At 72.2% G+C, this 24904-nt stretch carries 20 protein-coding genes; 12 read left to right on the plus strand and 8 right to left on the minus strand.

Annotation, left to right across the window (positions count from 1 at the left end; genetic code table 11):
• Positions 1–35 precede the first annotated feature (35 nt).
• Positions 36–923: a YihY/virulence factor BrkB family protein gene (locus ACLBYG_RS17000; protein ID WP_447682198.1), complete on the minus strand. Its 888-nt coding sequence runs from the start codon at positions 921–923 to the stop codon at positions 36–38.
• A 229-nt stretch (positions 924–1152) separates the two neighbouring features.
• On the opposite strand from ACLBYG_RS17000, the gene ACLBYG_RS17005 reads away from it, so the two are divergent.
• From ACLBYG_RS17005 to ACLBYG_RS17025, 5 genes are all read left to right on the plus strand, one after another.
• Complete coding sequence (locus tag ACLBYG_RS17005; protein WP_100252508.1) at positions 1153–2061, plus strand: DMT family transporter; 909 nt, start codon at positions 1153–1155, stop codon at positions 2059–2061.
• 126 nt (positions 2062–2187) lie between these two features.
• Positions 2188–3738, plus strand: a complete 1551-nt coding sequence (locus ACLBYG_RS17010; RefSeq protein WP_447682165.1) for an FAD-dependent oxidoreductase — start codon at positions 2188–2190, stop codon at positions 3736–3738.
• Between the two features lie 116 nt (positions 3739–3854).
• Positions 3855–4061 carry a hypothetical protein gene (locus ACLBYG_RS17015; RefSeq protein WP_012321270.1) on the plus strand — a complete coding sequence of 69 codons (207 nt, stop codon included), beginning with the start codon at positions 3855–3857 and terminating at the stop codon, positions 4059–4061.
• Between the two features lie 232 nt (positions 4062–4293).
• Positions 4294–5976, plus strand: a complete 1683-nt coding sequence (locus ACLBYG_RS17020) for an acyl-CoA dehydrogenase family protein (RefSeq protein WP_100252510.1) — start codon at positions 4294–4296, stop codon at positions 5974–5976.
• Positions 5977–6070: 94 nt separating this feature from the next.
• Positions 6071–8590, plus strand: coding sequence for a putative bifunctional diguanylate cyclase/phosphodiesterase (locus ACLBYG_RS17025; RefSeq protein ID WP_447682166.1), 2520 nt, complete (start codon positions 6071–6073; stop codon positions 8588–8590).
• Between the two features lie 21 nt (positions 8591–8611).
• Here ACLBYG_RS17025 and ACLBYG_RS17030 read toward each other — a convergent pair whose 3' ends face one another.
• Together ACLBYG_RS17030 and ACLBYG_RS17035 are read right to left on the minus strand one after the other, a co-directional pair.
• On the minus strand, positions 8612–8788 hold the full coding sequence (locus tag ACLBYG_RS17030) for a hypothetical protein (RefSeq protein WP_165923182.1): 177 nt from the start codon (positions 8786–8788) through the stop codon (positions 8612–8614).
• 211 nt (positions 8789–8999) lie between these two features.
• Positions 9000–10265 carry a glycosyltransferase family 4 protein gene (locus ACLBYG_RS17035; protein WP_447682167.1) on the minus strand — a complete coding sequence of 422 codons (1266 nt, stop codon included), beginning with the start codon at positions 10263–10265 and terminating at the stop codon, positions 9000–9002.
• A gap of 124 nt (positions 10266–10389) precedes the next feature.
• On the opposite strand from ACLBYG_RS17035, the gene ACLBYG_RS17040 reads away from it, so the two are divergent.
• From ACLBYG_RS17040 to ACLBYG_RS17060, 5 genes are all read left to right on the plus strand, one after another.
• Positions 10390–11661: a glycosyltransferase gene (locus ACLBYG_RS17040; RefSeq protein ID WP_447682168.1), complete on the plus strand. Its 1272-nt coding sequence runs from the start codon at positions 10390–10392 to the stop codon at positions 11659–11661.
• A gap of 330 nt (positions 11662–11991) precedes the next feature.
• Positions 11992–12348: a phasin gene (locus ACLBYG_RS17045; protein WP_447682169.1), complete on the plus strand. Its 357-nt coding sequence runs from the start codon at positions 11992–11994 to the stop codon at positions 12346–12348.
• A gap of 397 nt (positions 12349–12745) precedes the next feature.
• Positions 12746–13198, plus strand: coding sequence for a hypothetical protein (locus ACLBYG_RS17050; protein ID WP_447682170.1), 453 nt, complete (start codon positions 12746–12748; stop codon positions 13196–13198).
• Positions 13199–13334: 136 nt separating this feature from the next.
• A complete protein-coding gene (locus ACLBYG_RS17055) occupies positions 13335–14594 on the plus strand; it encodes an N-acetylmuramoyl-L-alanine amidase (protein WP_132368571.1) in 1260 nt (419 codons plus the stop codon).
• A 170-nt stretch (positions 14595–14764) separates the two neighbouring features.
• Positions 14765–17200, plus strand: coding sequence for a penicillin-binding protein 1A (locus ACLBYG_RS17060; RefSeq protein ID WP_056533724.1), 2436 nt, complete (start codon positions 14765–14767; stop codon positions 17198–17200).
• 448 nt (positions 17201–17648) lie between these two features.
• On the opposite strand, the gene purQ is transcribed toward ACLBYG_RS17060, so the two are convergent.
• From purQ to ACLBYG_RS17085, 5 genes are all read right to left on the minus strand, one after another.
• Complete coding sequence (gene purQ, locus ACLBYG_RS17065) at positions 17649–18329, minus strand: phosphoribosylformylglycinamidine synthase subunit PurQ (RefSeq protein ID WP_447682171.1); 681 nt, start codon at positions 18327–18329, stop codon at positions 17649–17651.
• Complete coding sequence (purS, locus tag ACLBYG_RS17070; protein WP_020093986.1) at positions 18329–18568, minus strand: phosphoribosylformylglycinamidine synthase subunit PurS; 240 nt, start codon at positions 18566–18568, stop codon at positions 18329–18331. Before purS ends, purQ begins: the two co-directional genes overlap by 1 nt.
• 176 nt (positions 18569–18744) lie before the next feature.
• A complete protein-coding gene (locus tag ACLBYG_RS17075; RefSeq protein ID WP_012321282.1) occupies positions 18745–18984 on the minus strand; it encodes a hypothetical protein in 240 nt (79 codons plus the stop codon).
• Between the two features lie 114 nt (positions 18985–19098).
• Positions 19099–19698, minus strand: a complete 600-nt coding sequence (locus tag ACLBYG_RS17080) for an ActR/PrrA/RegA family redox response regulator transcription factor (protein WP_012321283.1) — start codon at positions 19696–19698, stop codon at positions 19099–19101.
• 46 nt (positions 19699–19744) lie between these two features.
• Complete coding sequence (locus ACLBYG_RS17085; protein ID WP_020093985.1) at positions 19745–21136, minus strand: ActS/PrrB/RegB family redox-sensitive histidine kinase; 1392 nt, start codon at positions 21134–21136, stop codon at positions 19745–19747.
• Positions 21137–21418: 282 nt separating this feature from the next.
• On the opposite strand from ACLBYG_RS17085, the gene ACLBYG_RS17090 reads away from it, so the two are divergent.
• Positions 21419–22696, plus strand: a complete 1278-nt coding sequence (locus ACLBYG_RS17090; RefSeq protein ID WP_020093984.1) for a polyhydroxyalkanoate depolymerase — start codon at positions 21419–21421, stop codon at positions 22694–22696.
• A gap of 479 nt (positions 22697–23175) precedes the next feature.
• Positions 23176–24762: an ABC transporter substrate-binding protein gene (locus ACLBYG_RS17095; RefSeq protein WP_091681066.1), complete on the plus strand. Its 1587-nt coding sequence runs from the start codon at positions 23176–23178 to the stop codon at positions 24760–24762.
• Positions 24763–24904: the final 142 nt, after the last annotated feature.

A 24904-nucleotide genomic window follows, 5' to 3' on the forward strand; every position in this document is an offset into this window, starting at 1 on the left:
CGGGCGCACCGCCTCGAGGCGGGGGCCGAGAGGCGTCAGGCGCCCGGTCCCGTGGACCCCGTCCCGGCCCGGCGGCCCTCCATCTCGGCCCGGCGCGCCAGCATCTTCGCCTGCAGGCGGGTGCGGCGGGCGGCGATCACCGTGCCGTTGATCTCGCCGCCGAATAGGAACATGGCGGCGAGCCAGTAGAGGAAGACCAGGAACACCATCGCGGTGGCCAGCCCCCCGTAGGTCGACGCGTAGGCGTTGGAGAACCGGTCCAGGTAGTAGCCGAAGCCGAGGCCGGCGAAGAACCACAGGAGCAGGGTCACCCCGATCCCCGGCAGCACCGACAGGATCGAGCGCCGCCCGGCCGCGACGAACTTGTGGGCGATGACCAGCACGACGGCGAGCAGCAGGGCCGTGACAGCGATCCGCCCGATCGCCACCGTGAGGCTCAGGGGTTCCAGGCCCGGCGCCACCAGGACGACGTTGCGCCAGATCAGCGGCCCCAGCACCACGAGCAGCGCGAAGGCCAGCATCGCGAAGGCGCCGCAGATCACGTAGCCGATCGATTCGAGGCGGGTCAGCCACCAGGGCCGGCTCTCGCGCAGGCCGTAGGCCCGGTTCAACCCGACCCGCAGGCTCTCGACGCCCGAGGAGGAGAAGTACAGGGCGAACAGCGCGCCGAGCGTCAGCACGCCGCTGCGCTGCTCGGTGAGCACCCGGTGCACCTCGCCGACGATCGGCTTGGCGATCTCCCGCGGCCACGCGTCGAAGATCAGCACCCCGGCCTCGTCGGCGAGCGACTGGGTGCCGAACAGGCCGGCGAGCGCCGCCAGCAGGATCAGGAACGGGAACAGCGAGGTCAGGCTCGAGAGCGCGATGTGGCTCGCGATCGCCCAGCCGTCATGGGAGACGAAGCGCTGCGCGGCGACGCCCATGACCTGTAATCCGCTGCGGAGGGGTTTCACGGGTGTCCAACGATCCTCGATCGCGCGATCCTCGGGGCGGCCCTCTCCGGGAGAGGTCCGCCGATGAACGGCGCCGGGACCCGCGCGTCAACGCCGCCGGCGCGCTCCGGTCCCGATCGGCGGCCGGTGACGCGTCCGCGCCACGCCGGTGCCGGTCGCGCCCCGCGGACGAGATCACCGTTGCGCCGGGCGCGCCGGCATGCTCCGTCCGGCGGCCATGCCTACGCTCTCCCGCCCGTCGACGCTCGCGTCCGGCGCTCTCCCGGCGCTGTTCATCCCGATCTGGGCCACGGGCTTCATCTCGGCCCGGGCGGTCGTGCCGCACGTCGATCCGCTGGCCTTCACCGCAATCCGCTTCACGGCCGTCGCCCTGGTGCTGGCCCTGATCGCCGCGGCCGCCCGGGTGCGCTGGCCGGCGGACCGGGCGGGGTGGCGCGACCCGGTCGTCGCGGGCTTCCTGATGCAGGGCGTCTACCTGTCGGGCGTCTTCTGGGCGGTGAGCCACGGGCTGCCGGCCGGCATCGCGGCGCTCGTCGGCAGCCTCCAGCCGCTGCTCACCGCGCTCCTGGCGCAGCCGCTGCTGGGCGAGCGCGTCAGCGGCCGGCGGGCGCTCGGGATCCTCATGGGCTTCGTCGGCACCGGCCTCGTGCTCGCCCCGAAGCTCGGCGCCACGGACCCGTCCGGGATCCCGCCGGCGGCGCTGGCCGTCAGCCTCCTGGGGGTGCTGGCGCTGACCCTCGGCACGCTCTGGCAGAAGCGCACCGGCGGCCAGGTCGATCTCCTGGCCGGAGCGACCCTCCAGTTCGTCGGCGGCATGGCCTGTGCCATCCCGCTGGCGCTCGCCTTCGGCGGCGGCGCGTTCGATCCGGCGCCCGCCCTGTGGCTCGGCCTCGGCTGGGCGGTCCTGGTCAACTCGGTCGCCGGGATCCTGCTGCTGCTGGTGCTGATCCGGCGGGGCGCGGTGGCGGGCGTCGCCGCCCTGTTCTTCCTCGTGCCGCCGGTCGCGGCCGTCCTCGGCTACCTGCTGTTCGGCGAGGTGCTGACCCCCGTGCAGGGCGCCGGCATGGCGCTCGCCGCCCTCGGCGTGGCGGTGGCGAGCCGCGGCTGAGATGGCCGCGGGCGGTCGCCGCCGAGGCCGCGACCCCTGCGACGGAAGGCGCGGAAACCCTTCGCGCCCTCGCGGTTTGGTGCGCGCGGGCCGGATCGGCCCGGGCCGGCAGCGCGCGAGGCGAGGATGAACCAGGACAAGCCCCGCGAGATCCGCCTCGCCCTCGACGCGATCCCCCTCGGCGGCAAGGCCGAGGGCAAGGCCGGCGACGACGCGGTGCTGTTCGTGCGCGACGCTGACGGGGTGCGCGCCTTCCAGGCGAAGTGCCCGCATCTCGGCGCGCCGCTGGCCAAGGGCGAGATCTGCGGCGGCCGGCTCTACTGCCCCTGGCACAAGGCGGCCTTCGCGGTCGCCGACGGCAGCCTGGAGGAGCCGCCGGCGCTGGAGGCGCTGACCCGCTATCCCGTCCGGATCGAGGGCGGCGAGGCGGTGGCGACCCTCAGCCCTGAGCCCCCTCCGGCCAAGCGGGCGGAAACGCCCGTCGCGCATGTCCTGATCGTCGGCACCGGTGCGGCCGCCGCCGCCTGCGTCACCACGCTCCGGCGCGAGGGCTTCGCGGGGGCGATCACCCTGGTCGGCCGCGAGGGCCACCCGCCCTACGACCGGACCAAGCTGTCCAAGCAGTTCCTGGCCAAGCCCACCCCGGCCGAGAAGACCCTGCTGGAGCCGGATTTCGCCGCCGCCCACCGGGTCGAGCGGGTCGAGGCCGAGGCGACGCGGATCGACCCGGCCGGCCGCAGCGTCGCGCTGGCGGACGGGCGCACACTCACCGGCGACGCGCTGCTGATCGCCACCGGCAGCCGCGCGGTGGTGCCGGACTTCGAGGGAAGGGATCTCGACGGCGTCATGACCCTGCGCAGCCTCGACGACGCGGTGCGCCTCAGCGCCGCGGCGGAACGGGCGACGCGCGTGGTGGTGATCGGCGCGGGCTTCATCGGCCTGGAGGCCGCGGCCTTCCTGACCAAGCGCGGCCTGTCGGTGACGGTCCTGTCCCGGGAGGAGGTCCCCTTCGCCAAGCGCTTCGGCGAGGCCGTGGGTGCGGCGCTGAAGCGCTACCACGCCGGCAACGGCGTGACCTTCGTGACCGGCACGGTCGCGCGGATCGCCGGCACCGGCTCCGTCGAGGCCGTCGAGACCGAGGACGGCGCGCGGCTTCCGGCCGACCTCGTGCTGATCGGCGCCGGCGCCGCGCCGGAGACCGGGATCGTCGCCGGGGTGGAGCCGGACGAGTCCGGCGGCCTCCCGGTCGGCGCCGACCTGAAGCTCGCCGACAACGTCTGGGTCGCGGGCGACATCGCGGCCTTCCCGGAGCGCGGCAGCGGCGTCACGGCGCGGATCGAGCACTGGCGGCTGGCGCAGCAGCACGGCACGCACGTCGCCCGGGCGATGCTCGGCGCCACCGGCGCCTTCGCGGGGGCGCCGTTCTTCTGGAGCAACCAGGGCGACAAGCGCCTGGATTACGGCGGCTACGCGCCGGATTTCGAGCGGATCATCCTGCAGGGCGACCCGGCGGCGCTCGACTTCATCGCCTACTACGTCCGCGACAACCGCGCGGTGGCCGCCTGCAGCATCGGCCGCAACCCCGCCTTCACGGCGTTCCTCCACCTGCTGGGCGAGGGCCGCGTGCCCGCCCCCGACCGGATCGAGGCCGGTGCGGATCTCGCCGGGCTGGTGTGACGGCGCGACATCGGCGCCACGTCGGGGCGGCCGGACCGAGGGAACAAGGTCGGGCGGTCCATCTTTCGGTAGACGCCGCCCGCCGTCTCGTGAGCCGGGCCCGCACGGGAGGCCCCATGAACCAGATCATCGTCGTCGCCCTCATCTGCGCCGCCTCCGTCCAGGCCCCGGACTGCTCGCGCGAGACCGCTATCGACGTGGTGACGGGCCCGGCCCACACGCTCCAGGAATGCCTCGTCCAGGGTCCGGTCCTGGCGGCCAATGCCGGCTTCAAGGGCGAGGACGGGTCCTACCTGAAGACCCGGTGCGAGCAGAGGCGCTGAGCCGGGGCCGTCCGGCGAGCAGGTTTCGGTAGGCTGAAGGCACGATCATCAGTGTCCGGAGCGTCGCGCGTCGCCGCGCCGGTCAGGCCTTGACTTCGCAGGGCTGCGCGCCGGCCCGCCAGCCCCGGTATTCAACTTCAGTTCAAGGCGAGACAAACGAAATCTGCTTCGGCTCCGGACCGCGGCAGGTTAAAAGACCCGATCCAAGAAGACGCCACGCGAGCAGAGAACCATGTCCGCATCCCCCGCCATCCAGACCGAGCCGCAGGATCTCGTGGCCCTCACCAAGGCCGCCGGTGAGAGCGCGAAGGCGCTGGCCGCCGAGGCCACGCGCCGGGTCCGCACGCGGATCCTCGGGACGGACGGGCGGATCGACGCGGCCAAGCTCGAGGGCCAGCAGCACGCCGCCCACGGGCTCGCGTGGCTCGCGACCTACGCGGAGGCGGTGAACGAGCTCGGCGGCTACGCCGAGCGCCTGCAAGGGGAGGGCCGGTTCGGCGAGACCGAGGCACTCCTCGTCCGGATCGGCGCCGGCGAGTATCTCGACCAGCTGTTCTCCGGCATCCCGATGAGCCAGGGCGAGATGGTCCGCGTCACCGGGTCGCTCGGCCTCTCCGCCAAGGAGGTGGCCCCGTACCGCACGGACGCGGTCGAGACCCTGATCGCCGAGGGCAACACCCCCGAGAACCGCGCCGCCCTGGTGGCGCTGATGCGCGACGGCGGCGGCTCGGCGACCGTCGGCGCCTCGGGCCTCGACGAGGACATGGAGGCGATCCGCTCCGAGATGCGCCGCTTCGGCAAGGCCGAGGTGGTCGATCAGGCGCACGAGTGGCACCTGAAGAACGCCTACATCCCGATGGAGATCGTGCAGAAGATGGCCGAACTCGGCGTCTTCGGCCTGACGATCCCCGAGGAGTACGGCGGCATGGGCCTGCCGAAGACCGCCATGTGCGTGGTCTCGGAGGAGCTGTCCCGCGCCTATATCGGCGTCGGCTCGCTGGGCACCCGCTCGGAGATCGCCGCGGAGCTGATCCTGTGCGGCGGCACCGAGGAGCAGAAGCAGCGCTTCCTGCCGAAGATCGCCTCCGGCGACATCCTGCCCACCGCCGTCTTCACCGAGCCGAACACCGGTTCCGACCTCGCGAGCCTGCGCACCCGCGCGGTGAAGGAGGGCGACGTCTGGAAGATCACCGGCAACAAGACCTGGATCACCCACCCGGTCCGCGCCGACATCATGACGGTGCTGGTGCGCACCAAGCCCGAGGAGAAGGGCCACAAGGGCCTCTCCATGCTGATCGCCGAGAAGCCCCGCGGCACGGATGAGGATCCCTTCCCGGTCCAGGGCCTGTCGGGCGGCGAGATCGAGGTGCTCGGCTACCGCGGCATGAAGGAGTACGAGCTCGCCTTCGAGGGCTTCGAGGTGCCGGGCGGCAACCTGCTCGGCGAGGTCGAGGGCAAGGGCTTCGCCCAGCTGATGCAGACCTTCGAGTCGGCCCGCATCCAGACCGCGGCCCGCGCCATCGGCGTCGCCCAGTCGGCCCTCGACGTCGGCCTGCGCTACGCCGAGGAGCGGGTCCAGTTCGGTAAGGCGCTGGTGAACTTCCCGCGGGTGGCCGATAAGCTCGCCATGATGGCGGTGGAGATCAACATCGCCCGCCAGCTCACCTACTTCTCGGCCCGCGAGAAGGACGAGGGCAAGCGCTGCGACCTGGAGGCCGGGATGGCGAAGCTGCTCGGCGCCCGCGTCGCCTGGGCGGCGGCCGACAACGCCCTCCAGATCCACGGCGGCAACGGCTTCGCGCTCGAGTACCCGGTGAGCCGGATCCTGTGCGACGCGCGCATCCTCTCGATCTTCGAGGGCGCTGCGGAGATCCAGGCGCAGGTGATCGCCCGCCGGCTGCTCGAGTCTGCCTGAAATCCTGGCTAGAACCGGGGAATAGTACGTATCATGGGATTATAAGTCGGCATATGAACCCGGCTTAAACGAAGTCCCTGCTTCCTGGCGCCCGGTGAACAACTGGGGCGGCTCGGTGAGCGCGCAGCACGATGACGGACAGACGGGCAAGAACCTCCTCCGGCACTGGCAGGATTGCCGGACGCCGGGGGCGCCGATCCCGTCCTACGAGGCCGTCGTGCTCGGGAGCCTCGGCCGCCTCGCCGACCGGGCCGCCCTGGTGACGACCCGCGACGGGCGGGCCGCCCGGATCCTCTGGGCGGGCCAGGTCTTCGGCGCCTGGCTCGCGCAGGGTGCCGAAGGCGCGGAGGGCGCGTTGTCCGGGATCGTCCCGGCCGAGATCATCCCGACGGAGACCCTCCCAGTCGACGCGCTCCCGATCGAGCTGCGCGAGCCCGTCGACGAGATGGTCGCGGCCGCCCTCACGTCCGGCCAGCCCGCCTACGCCCGGTGCGATCGCCTCGCCGCCGGGGTGGTGACGTCGACCCGCCTCGTCGGCGTGCCCCTGGACAACCGCTGGGGCGAGCCGTTCGTGCTGGTCGGGTTCGACGGGGCGAGCGTCCGGACCGAGCTGGTCCAGGCGATGTTCACCGCCACCGACCAGGGCATCCTGGCCCTCAGCACGGTCCGGGACGCGGCCGGCCGGCCGGTCGATTTCAAGATCGTCGCCCTCAACCGCGGGGCCGAGCGCCTGCTGGAACGCCCCGCCGCCGCCCTGCAGTGGCAGCGCGTGGGCCAGCTCTTCCCGGGGGCCGTCACCGCGCGGACGATCGCGACGCTCGCCGCCATGGTCGAGCGGGGCGGGCGGGCGGCCTTCGAGCTGAGCCGTCCCCGCTCCGACGGCGGCACGCTCTACCTCAAGGTCGAGGCGGGCTGCGTCGGCGATCTCGTCTCGGTCACGATGACGGATGTCGGCGACATCAAGGCCCGAGAGGCCTCGTTCCGGCTCCTGTTCGAGAACAACCCGGTGCCGATGTGGGTCGTGGCCGACGCGCGCGACCGGTTCCTAGCGGTCAACGACGCGGCCATCGCCCATTACGGCTACAGCCGCGAGCAGTTCCTGGAGCGGGCGCCGGCCGATCTCGCCATGGCCGCCGACGCGGCGCCGGCACCCGGCCTGCCGCCCACCGGCACCCTCCACCGCCGCGCCGACGGCTCCGCGATCGAGGTGTCCCTGTTCCAGCGGGCGATGCCGTTCGAGGGGCGGCAGGCGGTGCTCGAGGCCGCCATCGACATGACCGAGCGGCGCCGGGCCGAGGCCCGCATCGCCCACATGGCCCATCACGACGCGCTCACCGGGCTGCCGAACCGCGTGCTGTTCCGGGACCGCCTCGCCGAGGCGATCGCCCGCCACGCCCGGGACGGCGAGGCGGCGGTGCTGCTCTGCCTCGACCTCGACAAGTTCAAGATCGTCAACGACACGCTGGGCCACCCGGTCGGCGACGCGCTGCTGCGCGAGGCGGCCGAGCGGATCGCCGGCTGCCTGCGCGAGGACGACCTCGTGGCCCGGCTCGGCGGCGACGAGTTCGCCATCCTGGTGCGCGGGCCGGACCTCCCGGCGCTGGCCGACGGGCTGGTCGCGCGGGTGATCGCCGAGCTCGGCCGCCCCTTCCGGCTGGACGGCCAGGATTGCCACATCGGCACCAGCATCGGCGTCGCCTGTCTGCCCCGGGACGGCACCGATCCCGAGACGCTGATGAAGAACGCCGACCTCGCCCTCTACCGGGCGAAGGCCGAGGGCGGCGGCACCTTCCGGTGCTTCGAGCCGGAGATGGATGCCTGGGTGCAGGCGCGGCGGCGGCGCGAGAACGAGCTGCGCGAGGCTTTCGCCCGCGGCCAGTTCTCGCTGGTCTACCAGCCGCTGATGGATGCCCGCGCCGGTCGGATCCTCGCCTTCGAGGCGCTGCTGCGCTGGCACCACCCGGAGCACGGCCCGGTCTCGCCGGCCGAGTTCGTGCCGCTCGCCGAGGAGACCGGCCTGATCGTGCCGATCGGCGCCTGGGTGATGCAGACCGCCTTCGCCGAGGCGGCGACCTGGCCGGAGGCGATCCGGCTCGCCGTGAACCTCTCCCCGATCCAGTTCCGCAACCGCGACTTGGTCGAGACCGTGCGCGGGGCGCTCGCCGCCGCGGGGCTCGACCCGCGGCGCCTCGAGCTGGAGATCACCGAATCGGTCCTGCTCGCCGACAGCGCCGCCAACCTCGCGACGCTGCACGCGCTGCGGGCCATGGGCATCCGGATCGCGATGGACGATTTCGGCACCGGCTATTCCAGCCTCGGCTACCTGCGCAGCTTCCCGTTCGACAAGATCAAGCTCGACCGCTCCTTCGTGAGCCAGGTCGGCGAGAACACCCACTGCACGGCGATCGTGCGCGCGGTGGCGAGCCTGGGCACCAGCCTCGGCATCGCCACCACCGCCGAGGGCGTCGAGACCGCCGAGCAGCTCGCGATGCTCCGCGCCGAGGGCTACGACGAGGTGCAGGGCTTCCTGTTCAGCCGCCCGGTCCCGGGCGCCGAGGCCCGCCGCCTGATCGACCGCGCGCGGGCGGCGGTCCCGGACGACCGGGCGGCCTGATCCGCCCGGCCCGCGCGGGACCTACTTGGTGACCTTCACCGAGACCGGGTCGCTCGACGGGAAGGTCTCCTCTAGGGCGTCGTCCAGGCGCTCGTTCAGCTTCTCCTGCTTGTTGTCGGGGTTCTTGGCGTCGCCCGGCTTGGCGCTGCCCTGCTGGAAGCCCGGCTTGGTCTCGTTCGGCTTGTGGGTCTCGGCCATGTCGCTCGCTCGTCCGTGACGGAGGCACGCAAGGGTGCCGGTGGGCATCAACGCGAGGGAGGGCGGGTGTTTCCGATCTTTCGGGCCTGATCGGTGCGCCCCGTCATCGCGCGCGCAGCGGAGCGACGCAGGACCGCGCCGCGTGCCGAGGCGACCCGCTGCCCTGGATTGCTCCGCCGCGCTCGCGAGGACGTGCGCACCGGAATCGTCCTCAGGCGGTCGCGAACGGCCGCCCGAGCGAGCCGCGGGCCGGCACGCGGGCCGCGGCCTCGCGCAGGACCGTCCCGTAGACGGCCTCGAGACGGTCGAGATGGGTGTCCAGGGTCAGGGGCGCGGCCCAGTAGCGCTCGTGCGCGGCCCGGCCCATCCGGGCGGCGAGGCCGTCGTCGGTCAGGCGGCGCAGGTGCGCGGCGAGGTCGTCCGGGTCGCCCGAGCGGAACCAGAATCCGGTCTCGCCGTCGGCCACGGCCTCGCGGCCCGCGCAGGCGTCGCTCACGATCACCGGCGCGCCGCAGGCCAGCGCCTCGTAAACGGTGAGCGGCTGGCCCTCGTACCAGACGCTCGGGAAGACCAGCGCCCGTGCCCGCCGCATCAGCGCCTGCACGGCCGCGGCGTCGCGCCAGCCGAGCATCACCGCCTCGGGATAGCGCGCGGCGAGGTCGGCCCGCTCGGGGCCGTCGCCCACGAAGGCCGCCCGCACGCCCGCCCGGCGGGCCGCCTCGGCGAAGATCGGCGCGCCCTTCTCGGTGGAGATCCGCCCGACGAACAGGAAGTCGCCCGGCGGCCCGTCGTGGACCGGCGCCGGCGCCACCGCGATGGGGTTGTCGACCCGGTGGAAGGCGGTGCCGCGGGGCAGGAGCGGCCGCACGACGCTCTCCTGCAGGTCGCTGATCGTGATGACGTGGGCGAACAGCTCCGGCAGCCGGGCCACGTGGGCGAGGCCGGTGTGGCGGACCATCCGGGCCACCTTGCGCGGGTAGCTGCGCGCGTCGCAGTTCGCCACGATGCAGGCGGGCGACATCGGGGTGCGGTGGCAGATCCGCTGCGCCGGGTAGGCGTAGAAGCCGCCGGTCGGGCAGACGAGGAAGAACTCGTGCATCGTGTAGAGGCAGGGCAGGCCGGACGCCCGGAGCGCGGTGCCGATCGACGGCGACAGCGCCTTGGCGAAGGCGTGGACGTGGACCAGCGTGTCGCGGGGATCGCAGGCGGCGAGTTCCGCCGCCAGGGCGCGGCAGGCCGGCCCATTCCAGATCGCCTGGGCCGCGAAGGCGAGCTTGCTGCGCGCCGTGGTGACGTCGTCCTGGTCCAGGCAGACCACCCGGACGCCGGCCGGCTCGAGCCGCGGGTCCACCGGGCCGACCGCGGCGAACAGGCTGACGCTGACCCCCCGGGCGGCGAGCCCCAGGGCGGATTCGATGGCGACCTTGGCCTGGCCGCCGTTAATCGCGGCGTGGTCTGCGACGAGGACGACGTGCACGTCAGGACTTCCGCCGCTGCGATCCGGGACCGACAGCTGTATCCGGCCGCGGTTGATCGCCCGTAAACCGGTCTGCCCCATCCTCCCGGCGCGCGAGAGCGATCGATCCCCGGGAGGGTTCACCGTGCACGTCGTGATCCTGGCCGAGTTCGCGGCCGCCAGCGGCGGCGCCGAGAAGGTCGCGCTCGAATCGGCTCGCGGGCTCGCCGAGGCCGGCCTCGGCGTCACCTACATCCAGGCGATCCCGGGTCCCGTCGACCCGCTCCTCGACCATGCCGGCATCCGCCGGATCGACCTCGGCCTGCCCGACATCTGGTCGCTCGGCGCCGCGCGGGCCGCGGCCGCCGGGATCTGGCACGCGGCCGCCGCCCGCCAGCTCGCCGCCGCCCTCGCCGGCCTCGCGGCGTCGCCGGACTGCATCCACCTGCACCAGTGGACCCGGACCCTGTCGCCGGCGATCGTCCCGGTCCTGTCGGAGACCGGGGTGCCGCTGGTCGTCACGCTGCACGACTACGCCCTGGCCTGCCCGAACGGCGTCTACTACCGTTTCGACCGGGCCGAGCCCTGCGGGCTCACGCCCCTGTCGGCCGCCTGCCTGGCGGCGCGTTGCGACCCGCGCAGCCGGGTGCACAAGGCCGTGCGCGTCGCCCGCGCCGCGGCGCTGCGGCAGGTCGTCGGCCGGGCCAGCCGGCGCCGCCCGCTCCACGTCGTCCATGTCTGCGACGCCAGCCGCCAGCGGCTCGGCGCCCTCCTCGGCGGCTACGCCCTGACGCATCACCGGATCGACAACCCCGTCCGGCTCCCGGAGGGGCCGGCGGCCGAGCCCGCCCGCGGCGACGCCGTCGCCTATGTGGGGCGCCTCACCCGGGAGAAGGGCGCCGACCTCGTGGCCGACGCCGCCCGCGCCGCCGGGCTCCCGGCCCTGTTCATCGGCGCCGGGCCCCTGGAGGCGGAGCTGCGCGCCCGGGACGGCGTCGAGGTGATCGGCTGGCAGCGGCCCGAGGCGGTCTGGGCGACGCTCCGGGCCCGCGCCCGGGCGCTCGCCGCGCCCTCCCGCTGGTACGAGACCGGGCCGCTCACGGTCTACGAGGCGCTGGCGGCCGGCATCCCGGTCGTGGCTTCCGACCGCTCCGGCGCCGCCGAGAAGGTCCGGCACGGCCGGACCGGCTTCGTGGTCGCGCCGGAGATCGCGCCTCTCGCCGAGGCGTTCGCTGCGCTCCGGGACGACGCCCTCGCGGCCGCCCTCGGGGCCGAGGCGCGCCGCCTCTTCCGGGTGGCCCCGATGGGTCTGGCGGCGCACACGGCGGCGCTCCGCGCGCTCTATGCCGGCCTAGCCGAATCGGCGGCCGGTGCGATGCAGCATCCGCCCCGGCTCGCCCTGGAGCAACAGTCCTGACTCCTCCGGTTCGCTCGGTATACCAGAAGAATTCACGATCCGTTCGCGCCCCTCTGGACAGGGAGATAGTTTTTTGCCAATCGGGTTTCCGCCGGGATCAGCAATCTTAGCCGACTGAGTCAATGGTGTAGCTTGCTCGCAACCTGCTATCGGGCCGCGGCACTGTGCCGATGACTTCGTGACATCATCGGATCGGAACTTTATCGGGCATCCGGATCCGTGAGCGCGCCCCGAACCTGCACTTGACTTCTTGTTGCAGTGCAACATATAGAGGGGCGTCAACGCGGACGCATGCGGCGTCCCGCTCCAAGGATGATGCTGGAGACATCGATGCAGACCCCGAACTTCGAGATCCCGACCGAGATGCGCGACTTCGCCGACAAGAGCGTCGATCAGGCCCGGACCGCCGTCGGCACCATGATGGCGAACGCCGTGAAGGCCGCCGAGCAGGTCCAGGCCGCGGGCCAGACCTTCCAGTCGACCCTCAGCGCCGCGGTCGCGAAGGGGTTCGATCACGCCCAGGCCAACGCCAACGCGACCTTCGACTTCGCCCAGAAGCTGGTGCGCACGAAGGATCTCCGCGAGGCGTTCGAGCTCCAGTCCGAGTTCGTCCGCAGCCAGTTCGCCGCGCTCCAGGCCCAGGCCAAGGATTACGGCACCCTGGCGCAGAACGCCGCCGCCCGCTGAGGCCGGCCGCCCCGGTCCGCGATCGGGGCACGAAGACCGGGATCCGGCAGGGCCGTCCAGGCCCGCCGGATCCCCCGCTCTGACGCCCGGGCGTCACGGGCCCGGCGCCGACACCGCCGGCGAGCCGGCCGCGCACGACCTCCGGCCGCCGCTCCGTCGGGACGGGCCGACGCCGACAGGAGGAGATCGCGCGATGGGAAAGCCGCGTCGACCGAGGAGCCGTCCCGCCGGGACGCCCCAGCCGTTGCAGGACGCGTCGGCCAACCCCGAGATCCCGGCCGCGAACGTCCCGATCGCGGCGGATGAACCCGATCAAGCGCCCGCTCCGGCGCCTGACCAATCGCCTGACCACTTCGCCGAGGCCGTCCGGACCGGCGCCGAGACGGAGGACGCGGTCATGACCGCCGCGGCACCCGGCGGGGCGTCCGAAGCCGAGACCGCGCCCGACGGCGCGGTGGACGTCCCGTCCGGCCCGGTGGCCACAGCCGCCGCGACGACGTCCGAAGCCGAGTTCGAAGCCCGGTCCGAAGCCGAGTCCGGAACCGGGGCGGTGATCGACATCGCCCCCCCGCCGGTGCCGGGCGCGGGTCCGGGACGCGCCGCGGCCGCGAACCGAATCAGCTTCACCCCCGACCGCCTCGACGTCATCGAGATCGGCTCGATCATCGCCCGCTACGTGCGCGGCGAGGGCGAGGCGGCCGTCGCGCATCTGCGGGCGCTCTCGGGCGCCCGCTCGCCGGCCGACGTCATCCGCCTGCAGGTCGGCGAGGTCCAGCGGGCCGCCGACGCGTCCCTGACCTGCTGGGTCACGGTGGTCGGGCAGGCGAGCCGGGTCGTCGCGTACCGCTGAGGCGCGGCGCCCGGGCGGCCGGGACTTGTCGCATCCCGGCCACAAGGCCGGGCCGATCGAACCCGCGGCGGCAACGACCCGTTAACCAAGCCGGTCCCATGCCTTAACGGAGGGCACGGGAGACGACACCGGACCGATGCCGAACTGCGCGCGCCTGATCCGTTCCGCATGGCTCCGCCTCGCCGTCGCGCTCCTGCCGGCGCTGGCGGGGATGCCGGCTGCCGCGCAGAACGGCGAGAAGCCGGCCGTCGCCATCGGGGCCGACGTCGCGAGCCAGGCCGGCACCACGCGCCTCACCCTGACGCTGTCCCGGGCCGTCGAGGCCCGCGGCTTCGTGATGGAGCGGCCCGACCGGGCGGTGATCGACCTGCCCGAGGTCAACTTCCAGCTCGATTCAGGGACCGGCAGCCGCCGCGACGGCCTCGTGCAGAGCTTCCGCTACGGCCTGTTCGCGCCCGGGCGGTCCCGCATCGTGATCGACCTCACCGCGCCCGCCATCGTCGGGAAGATCGAGACCGCGACGCGGCCGCGTGACGGCGCGGTGCTGCTCACGATCCCGCTGCAGCGCGCCGACCGCGACGCGTTCCGCAAGGCCGCCGCCACCGCCGATCCCGCCCCCGCCCAGGCCCGCGCCGCTGCGCCGGAGCCCGCCGACCAGCGGCCGCTGATCATGGTCGATGCCGGCCACGGCGGCACCGATCCCGGCGCCATCGCGGTGGGCGGCGTGTTCGAGAAGGACATCGTGTTCGGCTTCGCCCAGGCCCTCGTGGCGAAGCTGGAGGCGGGAGGCCGCTACCGGGTCCGGATGACCCGCGACCGCGACGTGTTCGTGCCGCTGGCCGAGCGGGTGCGCCTCGCCCGCGACGCCAGGGCCGACCTGTTCGTGTCGATCCACGCGGACTCGATCTCGGCGGCACCCCAGGTGAGCGGCGCCACGATCTACACCAATTCCGAGAAGGCCACGGACGCCGAATCCGCCAAGCTCGCCGAGCGCGAGAACCGGGCGGATTCCGCCGCGGGCGTCGACGCCGCCGAGGCGCCGCCGGACATCGCCGACATCCTGCAGGAGCTGACCCTGCGCGAGACGCGGGGCTTCTCGTCGGGCTTCGCCCGCACGCTGATGGGCCAGCTCGCCCCCGTGATGAAGATGAGCGCCAAGCCCCACCGCGAGGCGCGCTTCGTGGTGCTGCGCTCCCCCGACGTGCCGAGCGTGCTCGTGGAACTCGGCTACCTCTCCAGCAAGCGCGACCTGGAGATGCTGCAATCGCCGGAGTGGCGGGCCGACGTCACCGGCTCCATGGCCAAGGCGATCGACCAGTTCTTCACCAACCGCGCCACGCTCGGCCGGCCGGCCCCGACGCGCCGCGCGGCCGCCGCCGCCCCAGTTTCACCATAGATAGAGTGTCGATACGGGACGTCCGACGCCCCGTCGCACGGCCGCCGAAACCGGCATTCCGAGGGGGTCTCACGGGACCGTCCGGGGGCCGGCCGCGCAGCGCGCGGGGTGCACGCGCCGGATGAGCCGATTCCGGCATTCGGCCGGGCCAGCGACGAGCGGAACACCGGATGCGTCTGATCCTCCGTTTCTTTGGGATCCTGTTCAGCGCCGCCGCGGTGCTGTTCGTGGTCGGCGCGGCGGTGGGCGGTTACTTCTACTGGAAGTACAGCCAGGACCTGCCCGACCACGCCGCGCTCTCCAATTACGAGCCGCCGGTGATGACCCGCGTCCACGCGGCGGACGGCTCGCTGCTGGCCGAGTACGCCCGCGAGCGCCGGCTGTACCTGCCGATCCAGGCGATGCCGAAGATCGTCGTGGCGGCCTTCCTGTCGGCCGAGGACAAGAACTTCTACAAGCACGGCGGCATCGACCCCGAGGGGATCGTGCGCGCCTTCCTGACCAACGCCAAGTCGGGCAAGCGGCAGGGTGCCTCGACCATCACCCAGCAGGTCGCCAAGAACTTCCTGCTCTCCTCAGAGCAGACCTACGACCGCAAGATCAAGGAGGCGCTGCTGGCGCTCCGCATCGAGGCGGCCTACTCGAAGGACAAGATCCTCGAGCTCTACCTCAACGAGATCTTCCTCGGCACGATCGTGCCCGGCCGCAACCTGCACGGCGTCGCGGCCGCGGCGCTCGACTATTTCGGCAAGTCGGTCCACGAGCTGACCATCAACGAGGCGGCCTACCTCGCCGCCCTGCCGAAGGGGCCGAACAACTACCACCCCTACCGCAAGACCCAGGCGGCCCTCGACCGCCGCAACGAGATCATCCGCCTGATGGCGGAGAACGGCTACATCACCCGGGAGGAGGCGGAGTCCGCCAAGAAGATGCCGCTCGGCGTCAACCCGCGCGTCGCCTTCCCGAACGCCGCCAACGCCAACTACTTCACCGAGGAGGTCCGCCGCGAGATCTCCGAGCGCTACGGCGAGAAGAAGCTCTACGAGGGCGGCCTCTCGGTGCGCACGACCCTCGACCCGAAGATGCAGGCCTGGGCGCGCAAGGCGCTGGTCGACGGCCTCGTGCGCTACGACCAGGCCCATGGCTGGCGCGGTCCGGTCACCAAGGTCGACCTGACCGGGCGCGACTGGGGCATGGCGGCGGCCGAGGTTCCGGCGCTCGGCGACGTGGCGCCCTGGCGGCTCGCCGTGGTGCTGGGCAACGGCGGCGGCGGCGTGCAGATCGGCCTGCAGCCCCGGCGCGAGGCCTCCGGCCAGGTCGGCAAGGACCGCGAGACCGGCGTGATCGTCCCCGAGGGCATGCGCTGGGCCGGCCGCGCCAACCTCCAGCCCGGCGACATGGTCTATGTCGAGGCGATGGACGGCGGCCGCGGCCAGTTCCGCCTGCGCCAGAAGCCCGAGGTCTCCGGCGCCATCGTGGCCATGGACCCGAACACGGGCCGTGTGCACGCGATGGTCGGCGGCTTCTCGTACGACGAGTCCGAGTTCAACCGCGCCACCCAGGCGATGCGCCAGCCCGGCTCCTCGTTCAAGCCGATCGTCTACTCGGCGGCGCTGGACAACGGCTACACCCCCGCCTCGATCATCCAAGACACCCCGATCACCATCGAGGCCGGCCCCGGCCAGGAGGCCTGGACGCCCTCGAACTACGACGGCAAGTCGGGCGGCCCGCACACCCTGCGCTACGGCATCGAGCACTCGAAGAACCTGATGACGGTCCGGCTCGCCAAGGATGTCGGCATGCCGCTCATCGCCGAGTACGCCCGCCGCTTCGGCGTCTACGACGACATGCTGCCGGTGCTGCCCATGTCGCTCGGCGCGGGCGAGACCACGGTCATGCGCATGGTCACCGCCTACTCGATGCTGGCCAACGGCGGCCGGCGCATCCGGCCGACCCTGATCGACCGGATCCAGGACCGCATCGGCGAGACGATCTACCGGCACGACAACCGCAAGTGTATCGGCTGCGACGCCGAGAAGTGGTCGGGCCAGGACGAACCGAAGCTGGTGGACGATTCCGAGCAGGTGCTCGACCCGCTGACCGCCTACCAGATGGTCTCGATCATGGAGGGCGTGGTCCAGCGCGGCACCGCCACGATCCTGAAGCAGATCGGCAAGCCGCTCGCCGGCAAGACCGGCACGACGAACGACGCCAAGGACGCGTGGTTCGTGGGCTTCTCGCCGGACCTGGCGGTCGGCATCTATATCGGCTTCGACAAGCCCCGCTCGCTCGGCGACCGCGCCACCGGCGGCGGCCTGGCGGCGCCGATCGCCCTGGAGTTCCTGAAGACGGCCCTCAAGGACAAGCCGCCGACGCCGTTCCGCGTGCCCCCGGGCATCAAGCTGATCCGCATCAACCTCGCGAGCGGCACCCGCGCCGGTTCGGGGGAGGGCGCCGGGACGATCCTGGAGGCGTTCAAGCCGGGCACCGCGCCGCCGGATTCCTACTCGGCGCCGTCCTCCGGCGGCGGTGGCGGCCAGGCGGCCGCCCCGGCGGCGGTCGCGCCCGATCCCGACCGGGCCGCGCAGGCCGGCGGGCTGTACTGAGGCGGCTCGCCCCCGCCCAACTCCTTCTCGGCCGAGAGGGCTTCCGGCCAAGATCGCTCTCAGCCCAGGTCGGGTCCTCCGGCCTGGGCTTTCGCGTTACGGATCCGGGGCGACGGTGCGACGGACGGGTCATCGCCGGGTCGAGAGGCCCGCGATCGCGACCGACGCCGTCCGGGATCGCGCAGCTTTGCCCGAAGGGCCGGAAGGCGCGGCGGCCAAGTCCGCGCGGGCCGTTCTCGTGCGGGGCCTGCCCCTCGGCACCGACCCGCGTCGCGCTCCGCAGGCGCACAGAAAAAAGCCGCCCCGGAGGGAGCGGCTCAAGGAGTCATCAGGGAGGCATCAAAACAGAGCGGACGAACATGTCCAACTCGACATCCAGATCACTGGATGCCTGTTTATGCCTCGAAAACCTTAATGCCGGGTTAAGACAAATTTTCGCGCGACGATCTCAGGCCGCCAGACTGTCGAAAAGCCCGCGCCCGTCGGTCCCGCCGACCAGATCTTCGACGAAGTTCTCCGGGTGCGGCATCATCCCGAGGACGTTCCCGGTCTCCGACAGGACGCCCGCGATGGCGTTGAGGGAGCCGTTGCGGTTCGCCTCGACGGTGATCGTCCCGGTCGCGTCGCAGTAGCGGAAGGCGACCCGGCCCTCGCCCTCGATCCGCGCCAGCGTCTCGGGATCAGCGAAGTAGTTGCCTTCGCCGTGGGCGACGCAGACGTCGATCACCTGGCCCTGCGTGTAGGCGCTGGTAAAGCGGGTGTCGGTGCGCTCCACCCGGAGCGTCTGCCGGTGGCAGATGAAGCGCCGGTCGATGTTGCGCATCAGCACGCCGGGCAGCAGGCCCGATTCGCACAGGATCTGGAAGCCGTTGCAGATCCCGAGCACGAGGCCGCCGCGGGCCGCGTGGGCCCGGACCGCGTCCATGGCGGCGGCCCGGCCGGCGATGGCGCCGCAGCGCAGGTAGTCGCCGTACGAGAAGCCGCCGGGCAGGACGGCGAGGTCGGTGCCGGCGGGGAGCGCGTGGTCGGCGTGCCAGACGAGGCTCACCTGCGCGCCGGAGCGCCGCAGGGCCCGGACGACGTCCGACTCGCGGTTGGAACCCGGGAAGACGACGACCGCGGCGTGCATCAGAGGATCTCGATCGCGTAGTTCTCGACGACGGTGTTGGCCAAGAGCTTCTCGCAGGCCGTGCGCAGCGTCGCCTCAGCGGCGGCGCCGTCGGCCGCCGACACCTCGATGTCGAAGACCTTGCCCTGCCGGACGCCGTCGACGCCCTCGATGCCGAGGGACCTGAGGGCGGCCTCGATCGCCTTGCCCTGCGGGTCCAGCACACCGGTCTTCAGGGTGACGATGATACGGGCTTTCATGGATCTACGGGTCTCACGCGTGTCGGGACGGGGGTGTGACCTGCGACAACGTCACACAGACCGTCGCCGCTCGCTTCTAACAGGAAGGCCGGCGCACTGTCGAACACGCCGCACGCATAGGGATCATTCCGCCGCTGGATGCAACTTGAACGAAGAAGCCGCCCGCGGGCGCTCGTTCAGCGATGCGCCGCCGGGGCCGGGCCCCGCAGGGGCTCGATGCTGGTCGCCCGGCGCCAAAGCTGGAGCATGATCCAGGCCGCGAACAGGCTGAACAGCCCCATCAGGACGTGCCCGACCCGGTCGCCGAGATCGAAGATGCCCGCGATGGCCCAGCCCGCCGCGATGGCCACGGCGAACACCTCGGTGCCGACGAGGACCATCATGCTGATGATGGTGATGGCGTTGCGCCCGTTCACGAGATCCGCCCTCGAAAAGATTTCGGGCCCCGGACGAACCGTCCGGGACCCGCGCAGCTAGCCCACAGAGGCGGGGCGATGCAACCGACCGGACGGCGCCGGAGCGGTCCAGCCTCAGCGCGGCGCGCGCTTGGCCAGGATCCGCTGCAGGGTCCGCCGGTGCATGTTGAGGCGCCGGGCGGTCTCGCTGACGTTGCGGCTGCACAGCTCGTAGACGCGCTGGATGTGCTCCCAGCGGACCCGGTCCGCCGACATCGGGTTCTCGGGCGGGTCGGCCCGCTCGCCCGGCTGCGCCATCAGCGTGCCGTGGATCTCGTCGGCGTCGGCGGGCTTGGCGAGGTAGTCGAAGGCGCCGAGCTTCACCGCGGTGACAGCGGTGGCGATGTTGCCGTAGCCGGTGAGGATCACGCCGCGAGCCTCGGGCCGGCGCTCCTTGAGGCGGGCGATCACGTCGAGGCCATTGCCGTCGCCGAGGCGCATGTCGATCACCGCGAAGGCGGGCGCGCGCGCCTCGACGGCGGAGACGCCGTCCGCGACGCTGTCGGCCACCTGCACGTGGTAGCCGCGGCTCTCCATGGCGCGCGCGAGGCGGGTCTGGAAGGGCTTGTCGTCGTCGACGATCAGCAGGCTGCGGTCGGAGAAGGCGGCCAGCGGATCGGCATCGTTGATCACGGCGGGGTCGGTCGCCGCCGAGGTCCCGGGCTGCGTGAGCATCCGGCACTCCTTTCGGGTTTTTGTCGTCGGGTTCTTGGTCTGTCCCTCATATAGGTACGGCATCGCCCGGTGGCAGGGGGGCGCGGATACTGAGTTCCGGAGAATGTCGCGGCGCGGCGCCGCGCTCGAAGATGTGCCGGGCCCAGGAGACGCGCACGATCGCCCCGTGGGCGTCCGGCGCCGCGACGTTCATCAGGGCGAGCTGCGCTCCCGAGCGCTCGATCAGGGTCTTGGCGATGAACAGCCCGAGGCCGAGGCCGGCCCCCACGGTGCCGCCGGATTGCGGCCGGTCGTGGCTGCGGGTGGTGACGTAGGGCTCGCCCGCCCGCAGCAGCACCTCGCTGGAGAAGCCCGGGCCGTCGTCGCGGATCTCGATCCAGACCCGGTCGGGCGTCCAGCGCCCCTCGACGGTGACGCCGGCCTCGGCGAAGTCGACGGCGTTGTCGAGGATGTTGGCGAGCCCGAACATGACGCCCGGGTTGCGCCGGCAGGCCGGCTCCGGCCCCTCGCCGGCGCTGGTGACGGCGAGGGCGGCGCCGAGTGCCCGCTGCGGCGCCACCAGCTCCTCCACGAGGTGGCTGAACGTCACCGTCTCCAGGAAGCCGGCCCCGGCCCCGTCCCCGTCGAGGGAGGTCAGCTTGCCGAGGATGCCGCGGCAGCGGTCGACCTGCTCGCGCAGCAGGTTGAGATCCTCCGCCACCGCCGGCGAGGCGGTGGGGCCGAGCTGGCGGATCAGCTCCTTGGTCACCACCATGATCGTGCCCAGCGGCGTGCCCAATTCGTGGGCAGCCGCGGCCGCGAGCCCGTCGAGCTGCGACAGGTGCTGCTCGCGGGCGAGCACCAGCTCGGTGGCGGCGAGCGCCTGGGCGAGGAGCCGGGTCTCCTCGGCGACCCGCCACGCGTAGACGCCCGTGAAGGCGGTGCCGAGCAGGATCGCGGTCCAGACGCCGGAGACGTACAGGAACGGCAGCTCGATCCGCCCGTCCGCGAACCAGGGCAGGGGCCGGTGCACCAGGGCGAGCAGCGTCGCGAGACCCACCGCCAGGAGGCCCAGCGCCAGGGTCCGCTCGGGGGGCAGGGCGGTGGCGGAGATCAGCACCGGGGCGAGGAACAGCAGCGAGAACGGGTTCTGGAGCCCGCCCGTGAGGAACAGCAGGGCCGCGAGCTGCACGATGTCGAAGGCGAGGAGCAGGGCCGCGGAATCGTCGCTGAGCCGGTAGCTCGCCGGGAAGCGGATCCGCAGGGCGAGGTTCAGCCAGGACGAGGTGGCGATCACCAGGAAGCACCAGCCGAACGGCAGCGGCAGGCCGAGGCCGAACTGCGCCCCGACGACCGCCGCGCTCTGGCCCGTGATGGCGAGCCAGCGCAGGCGGACGAAGGTGTCGAGCCGCAGGTGTCGCGCGTCGCGACCGAGGCCGCTGAGATCGGTATCGGGCATGGGCTGTAATGGGCTGTATCGGTGCGTCGCCGGACGGACCCGCCGGCGCGGCGTCCCGTGGACTCCCTTCGCATGACGCGGCGATGGGAATCCCGGCTCACCGCCCCGGACACGTCGTCGCTGGCGGACGATCGCCCGCGGACGTGGTCACAGGCAAGTCGCCGCAGCTCCGGGATGTTCCGCCCGCGTTCAGGGTGGAGCATTATCCTACCGACTCGGGTTGCAGGGGGTATGGGCCGCGCGGCTCGATGCCCGCGGCCGGAGCGAGACCGCGAGGTGACGATGCTGCTGGCCTATTCCCTGTACGAGGGCGCGCGCGCCCTGATGGCACCCGCCCGCGTCGCCGCCGACCTCACCCGCTACGGGCTGCAGATGCCGGGCAATCCCCTGGCCTACGGACCCTATGCCCGCGCGGTCAGCGCCGGCTGCGAGATGTTCGAGCGCGTCACCCGCCAGTACGGCAAGCCCGCCTTCGGCTTCACCGAGACGGTGGTGGACGGCGCGGCGGTCCCGGTCACCGAGCGGGTGGTCTGGGAGCGGCCGTTCTGCCGCCTGATCGCCTTCGACCGCGCGTTCCCGGCGGCCCCCGCGGAGCCGCAGCCCAAGCTGCTGATCGTCGCGCCGATGTCGGGGCACTACGCCACGCTGCTGCGCGGCACCGTCGAGGCGATGCTGCCGAACCATCGCGTGTTCATCACCGACTGGACCGACGCCCGGATGGTGCCGCTCTTCGCGGGCCAGTTCGATCTCGACGACTACATCGACTACCTGCAGGAGATGTTCGCGGTTCTCGGGCCGGACCTGCACGTCATGGCGGTGTGCCAGCCGGCGGTGCCAGTCTTCGCCGCGGTGGCGCTGATGGAGGCGGCCGACGAGCCGGCGGTGCCGACTTCCATGACCCTGATGGGCGGCCCGATCGACACCCGCCGCTCGCCCACCGCGGTCAACTGCCTCGCGCAGGAGCGCGGCCAGAAGTGGTTCGAGCAGAACACGATCAGCCTCGTGCCGCCGATCTACCCGGGCGCCTGGCGCCGGGTCTATCCGGGCTTCCTGCAGCTGTCGGGCTTCATGGCGATGAACCTCGACCGCCACGTCACCGCCCATTCGGACATGTTCGACCATCTGGTGACGGGCGACGGCGACTCGGCCGAGAAGCACCGCGAGTTCTACGACGAGTACCTCGCCGTGATGGACCTGACGGCCGAGTACTACCTCCAGACCGTGCAGACCGTGTTCGTCGACCACGCCCTGCCGACGGGACAGATGACGCACCGCGGCACGCCGGTCGATCTCGGCGCCATCCGCCGCTGCGCGATCCTGGCGGTCGAGGGCGAGAACGACGACATCTCCGGCGTCGGCCAGACCAAGGCGGCCCTCGACCTGACGCCGAACCTTCCGGAGGCGCGCAAGGCCTACCACCTCCAGGCCGGCGTCGGCCATTACGGGGTGTTCAACGGCTCGCGCTACCGGTCGGTGATCGCCCCCCGCATCGCGGCCTTCATCCGCGCCATGCAGGCGGTTCCGGGCGCGCGGGGCGGCCACCTGCGGCAGGTGGGCTGAGGCGTCCATTCCGGTGCCCGCCGCCCCGGCTGGCCCTCCTCCGCGGGGGGCTCGCGGACTCACACAGCGCAGGCCGAAGGGCGAGGGGATCTCCGGCCTCACGCTCGATCCCGAGCTGCGAAACGCTGTGCGATCCCGTTTCCGATCGATGAAGTCGGCATAGCCGTCATCGCTGCGCTCGCGATGACGGTGCGGGACATGTCGACCGAGACGCCGCGCGCTCCGCGATCATGAATACATAACGCAGTGCCGGCCGGGCTGGCGCGGGCCTTGCGAGACGCGGCCCGTGAGTTCGAGCCGCACCGACACAGCCCCTCTCCATGCCGCCGTCGCCCCGAGGCCGGCGGCGATGCGGACGCGCGCCCGGACGTCGTTGTCACCACGGGCCATTGCGCCCGCGCATCAGAACCGTTCAAACTCGCCCGCAAGGTGTGGGCCGGCGACCGATGCTTGAGATCCGCACCGCCAGGGAGAAGACGATGGACCGCAGGACCTTTCTCAAGGGTTCGGCTGCGCTCGGTTTGGCTGCGCCGCAGCTCGCGCGGCCGGCCCTGGCGCAGGGGGGCAAGGTCCTGCGCTTCGTGCCGCAGGCGAACCTCGCGAATTTCGACCCGATCTGGGGGACCCAGTACGTGGTGCGCAACGCCGGCACCCTCGTCTGGGACATGCTCTACGGCGTCGACGCGCAGCTGAAGCCGCAGCGCCAGATGGTCGAGTCCGAGGAGGTCTCGGGCGACAAGCTGACCTGGACCTTCCGGCTGCGTCCCGGCCTGAAGTGGCACGACGGCGAGCCGGTTCTCGCCAAGGACGTGGTGGCGAGCCTCACCCGCTGGATGGCCCGGGACCCGATCGGCCTGATGATCCGCGGCATCCAGGACGACCTCGCGGCGACCGACGACAGGACCTTCCAGTGGCGCCTGAAGAAGCCGTTCCCGAAGCTGCTCTACGCGCTCGGCAAGACCAACGCGCCGATGGCGCTGATGATGCCGGAGCGGATCGCCAAGACCGACCCGTTCACGCAGATCACCGAGTATGTCGGCTCGGGCCCGATGAAGTTCGTCCGCAACGAGTGGGTGCCGGGTGCCCGGGCGGTGTTCGAGACCTTCACCGACTACAAGCCCCGCGACGAGCCGAATTCCTGGCTCGCGGGCGGCAAGCGCATGCTGGTCGACCGTGTCGAGTGGGTGATCATGCCGGACGCCGCCACCGCGTCGGCGGCCCTGCAGAACGGTGAGGTCGACTGGTGGGAGAACCCGATCTCCGACCTCGTGCCGCTGCTGCGCAAGAACAGCAACCTCAACGTCGACATCGCCGACCCGCTCGGCAATGTCGGGTCGTTCCGGATGAACCACCTGCACCCGCCCTTCGACAACCCGAAGATCCGTCAGGCGGTCATGACCGCGATGAGCCAGGAGGATTACATGCGGGCGATCGTCGGCGACGACGACAGCCTGTGGAAGACGCTGCCGGGCTTCTTCACGCCGGGCACACCCCTCTACAGCGAGGCGGGCGGCGGCAATGTCGGCAAGGGTGACATCAAGCTCGGCCAGAAGCTGCTCAAGGAAGCCGGCTACAAGGGCGAGCCGGTGGTCTGCATCGTGGCCCAGGACCAGGGGATCACCAAGGCGCAGGGCGACATCACCGCCGACCTCCTGAAGAAGATGGGCTTCAACGTCGACTTCGTCGCCACCGATTGGGGCACCACCGGCACCCGCCGGGCCTCCAAGGCGCCGCCGTCTCAGGGCGGCTGGAACATGTTCCACACCTGGCACGCGGGCGCCGACTGCATCAATCCGGCGGGCTACCCGGCGGTGCGGGCGAGCGGCGACAAGGCGTGGTTCGGCTGGCCGAACATCCCGCCGGTGGAGACCGCCATCGCCGAGTGGTTCGACGCCGCCGACCCGGCCGCCGAGAAGGCCGCCATCGACAAGGTCAACGCCGCCGCCTGCGAGGGCGTGGTCTACGTGCCCACCGGGTTCTTCCTCGGCTACCAGGCGTGGCGCAAGAACGTCTCGGGCATCGTGAAGGGGCCGATCCCCTTCACCTGGGGCGTGTCGAAGGCGTGATGGCGCCCGCTCTCGCCACATCGGGTCGCCCGACCCGCCCGGTCTCTCGGGCGGGCTCCCGGCTGCGGATACCGCGCTCGGCAACGCGGTCGCGGGACCGGGCGCGGGACCGGGCGCGGGACCGGGCGCGGGTCCCCTCTCC

It is taken from the genome of Methylobacterium sp. D53M, assembly GCF_053345625.1.

Coding starts and splice junctions, on each gene's coding strand:
- ACLBYG_RS17000 (WP_447682198.1), bottom strand. CDS start 923: ATGGGCGTCGCCGCGCAGCGCTTCGTCTCCCATGACGGCTGGGCGATC.
- ACLBYG_RS17005 (WP_100252508.1), top strand. CDS start 1,153: ATGCTCCGTCCGGCGGCCATGCCTACGCTCTCCCGCCCGTCGACGCTC.
- ACLBYG_RS17010 (WP_447682165.1), top strand. CDS start 2,188: ATGAACCAGGACAAGCCCCGCGAGATCCGCCTCGCCCTCGACGCGATC.
- ACLBYG_RS17015 (WP_012321270.1), top strand. CDS start 3,855: ATGAACCAGATCATCGTCGTCGCCCTCATCTGCGCCGCCTCCGTCCAG.
- ACLBYG_RS17020 (WP_100252510.1), top strand. CDS start 4,294: ATGTCCGCATCCCCCGCCATCCAGACCGAGCCGCAGGATCTCGTGGCC.
- ACLBYG_RS17030 (WP_165923182.1), bottom strand. CDS start 8,788: ATGGCCGAGACCCACAAGCCGAACGAGACCAAGCCGGGCTTCCAGCAG.
- ACLBYG_RS17045 (WP_447682169.1), top strand. CDS start 11,992: ATGCAGACCCCGAACTTCGAGATCCCGACCGAGATGCGCGACTTCGCC.
- ACLBYG_RS17050 (WP_447682170.1), top strand. CDS start 12,746: ATGACCGCCGCGGCACCCGGCGGGGCGTCCGAAGCCGAGACCGCGCCC.
- ACLBYG_RS17055 (WP_132368571.1), top strand. CDS start 13,335: ATGCCGAACTGCGCGCGCCTGATCCGTTCCGCATGGCTCCGCCTCGCC.
- ACLBYG_RS17060 (WP_056533724.1), top strand. CDS start 14,765: ATGCGTCTGATCCTCCGTTTCTTTGGGATCCTGTTCAGCGCCGCCGCG.
- purQ (WP_447682171.1), bottom strand. CDS start 18,329: ATGCACGCCGCGGTCGTCGTCTTCCCGGGTTCCAACCGCGAGTCGGAC.
- purS (WP_020093986.1), bottom strand. CDS start 18,568: ATGAAAGCCCGTATCATCGTCACCCTGAAGACCGGTGTGCTGGACCCG.
- ACLBYG_RS17080 (WP_012321283.1), bottom strand. CDS start 19,698: ATGCTCACGCAGCCCGGGACCTCGGCGGCGACCGACCCCGCCGTGATC.
- ACLBYG_RS17085 (WP_020093985.1), bottom strand. CDS start 21,136: ATGCCCGATACCGATCTCAGCGGCCTCGGTCGCGACGCGCGACACCTG.
- ACLBYG_RS17090 (WP_020093984.1), top strand. CDS start 21,419: ATGCTGCTGGCCTATTCCCTGTACGAGGGCGCGCGCGCCCTGATGGCA.
- ACLBYG_RS17095 (WP_091681066.1), top strand. CDS start 23,176: ATGGACCGCAGGACCTTTCTCAAGGGTTCGGCTGCGCTCGGTTTGGCT.